Here is a 2,339-nt window from a genome sequence, read left to right as displayed (position 1 = left end):
CGTTCGATCAGGCGATCCGAGCCACCTTCGGCAACGCGGCCAGTGCGTTCGATCAGGCGATCCGAGCCACCTTCGGCAACGCGGCCAGTGCGTTCGATCAGGCGATCCGAGCCACCTTCGGCAACGCGGCCAGTGCGTTCGATCAGGCGATCCGAGCCACCTTCGGCAACGCGGCCAGTGCGCTCGATCAGGCGATCTGAACCACCTTCGGCAACGGTTTTCAGCGGCTGGGCGATTTCGACAGCGCTGGAGTGTGATTCGGCGGTCAGGTGTTGCTCGCTGGCTGGCAGGGCAAAGGCATTGGCAGCCAGAAGGGACAGGGTCAGGCTCAGAAGATGGCGTTTCATGATTCGGTGCTCCTCTCGGGGGCTGGAAAGTGGGTACGAAGCCAATGCTACGCCGGGTAACGCCAGAGAGAAGTTCATACGGGTAATGGTAACAATCGACCGTATTGATAGAGGTTCGCAACGCGTCTAGGTAGCGCTTTTCAGCTGAAGGGGCGGCAGCCCGCTGTGCGGTACTCGGGTAACACGCGCGGCCTGGCGCGATCCATTGCCGAGCAAAAGGCCCGGAAAAACTTCGCTATCATGGCGCCACCGATAAAACCCCACGGGTTTTCATCAGTCCGAACTAGTGAATGCCATCGCAGCGCCTGTTTTGTGTCATATCGCAAGGAGAATCACGCAATGACGCGTCCCGCCAGAATCCTCGTCTGGACCCTCGCCACCCTCCTGACCCTCTTGGCGATCCTGGTGGTGGTCATCGCCACCTTTGACTGGAACCGCGTCAAACCGCTGCTGAACGAGAAGGTCTCCGAAGCCTTGCACCGGCCCTTCGCCATCAATGGCAACCTCGCCGTGCATTGGCGTACCGAGCCTGAAGAAGGTGGTTGGCGGGCCTGGGTGCCGTGGCCGCACTTCATTGCCGAAGACCTGACCCTGGGCAACCCCGAATGGCTCAAGGAGCCGAAGATGGTCGGTCTGGAGCGTGTCGAGTTCCGCCTGGCACCGTTGCCGTTGCTGTTCCAGCAGATCAGCATCCCGCGCATCGACCTGACCAGGCCCACCGCCAGCCTTACCCGCCTGGCCGATGGCCGGGCCAACTGGACCTTCGACTTTGGCCCCAAGGATGAAAACGCAGAACCCTCCAAGTGGCAGCTGGATATCGGTGCCATCGGGTTCGACCAAGGCAATGTCAGCTTCGACGACCAGACCCTGAAAACCAGCATGAAGGTGCAGATCGACCCGCTGGGCAAGCCGATCCCGTTCAGCGACATTGTCGGCAAGGCCAGCGCCGACAAAGCCGGCGGTGCGCAGGATTACGCCTTCGGCCTCAAGGCCCAGGGCCGTTACAAAGGCCAGCCGGTTGCCGGTACCGGCAAGATCGGCGGCCTGCTGGCCCTGCAGGACGCCAGCCAGCCGTTCCCGCTGCAGGCCGACGTGCGCATTGCCGACACCCATGTGGTGCTCGCCGGTACCCTGACCGACCCACGCAACCTCGGGGCTCTCGACCTGCGCCTGCGCCTGTCCGGTGCCAGCCTGGGCAACCTCTACCCGTTGACCGGGGTGACGTTGCCCGACACCCCGGCTTATTCCACCGACGGCCACCTGAACGCCAACCTGCATGCGCCGCAAGGGGCGACGTTCAATTACCAGGGCTTCAACGGCAAGATCGGCGACAGCGACATTCACGGTGATCTGGCCTTCGTCGCCAGCCAGCCACGGCCAAAGCTGTCGGGCAACCTGGTGTCCAACCAGTTGCTGTTCAAGGACCTGGCGCCGCTGATCGGCGCCGACTCCAACGCCGAGCAGAAGGCCCGCGGCGGTGCCAGCAAGCAGCCGAGCGGCAAGGTGCTGCCGGTGGAAGAGTTCCGCACCGAGCGCTGGCGCGCCATGGACGCCGACGTCACTTTTGCCGGTAAACGCATCGTACACAGCGCACAACTGCCGTTCACCGATCTGTCGGCCCATGTGATCCTGGACGACGGCCTGCTGCGCCTGGAGCCGCTGCGCTTCGGGGTGGCTGGCGGCAATCTGGCGGCCAAGGTGCGCCTGGATGGCCGCAACGTGCCGCTGCAAGGCCGCGCCCGGCTGACGGCACGTGGCTTCAAGCTCAAGCAACTGTTCCCTACCTTCGCGCCGATGCAAACCAGCTTTGGCGAGCTCAACGGTGATGCCGACATCAGCGGCCGGGGCAATTCGGTGGCGGCCCTGCTGGGCACCGCGAACGGGGATCTGCGCATGCTGATCAACGATGGCGCCATCAGCCGCAGCCTGATGGAGATCGCCGGGTTGAACGTGGGTAACTATGTGGTCGGCAAGCTGTTTGGCGACGAGGAC

General features: G+C 63.6%; 2 protein-coding genes. One reads left to right on the top strand and one right to left on the bottom strand.

The window, feature by feature from the left end:
• Positions 1-347, bottom strand: a 347-nt coding sequence (locus HP547_RS12115) for a phage infection protein (RefSeq protein WP_172286404.1), incomplete at its 3' end; no start/stop codon positions are given.
• 339 nt (positions 348-686) lie between these two features.
• Here HP547_RS12115 and HP547_RS12110 point away from each other — a divergent pair.
• Positions 687-2,339: AsmA family protein (locus HP547_RS12110; protein WP_172286395.1), on the top strand; the 1,653-nt coding region annotated here is incomplete at its 3' end.

The organism is Pseudomonas sp. CM27, from assembly GCF_013179515.1.
GTDB lineage: Bacteria > Pseudomonadota > Gammaproteobacteria > Pseudomonadales > Pseudomonadaceae > Aquipseudomonas.
The sequence above is the reverse complement of the archived record's forward strand: the minus strand, read 5'-3'. Positions and strand labels throughout refer to the sequence as shown.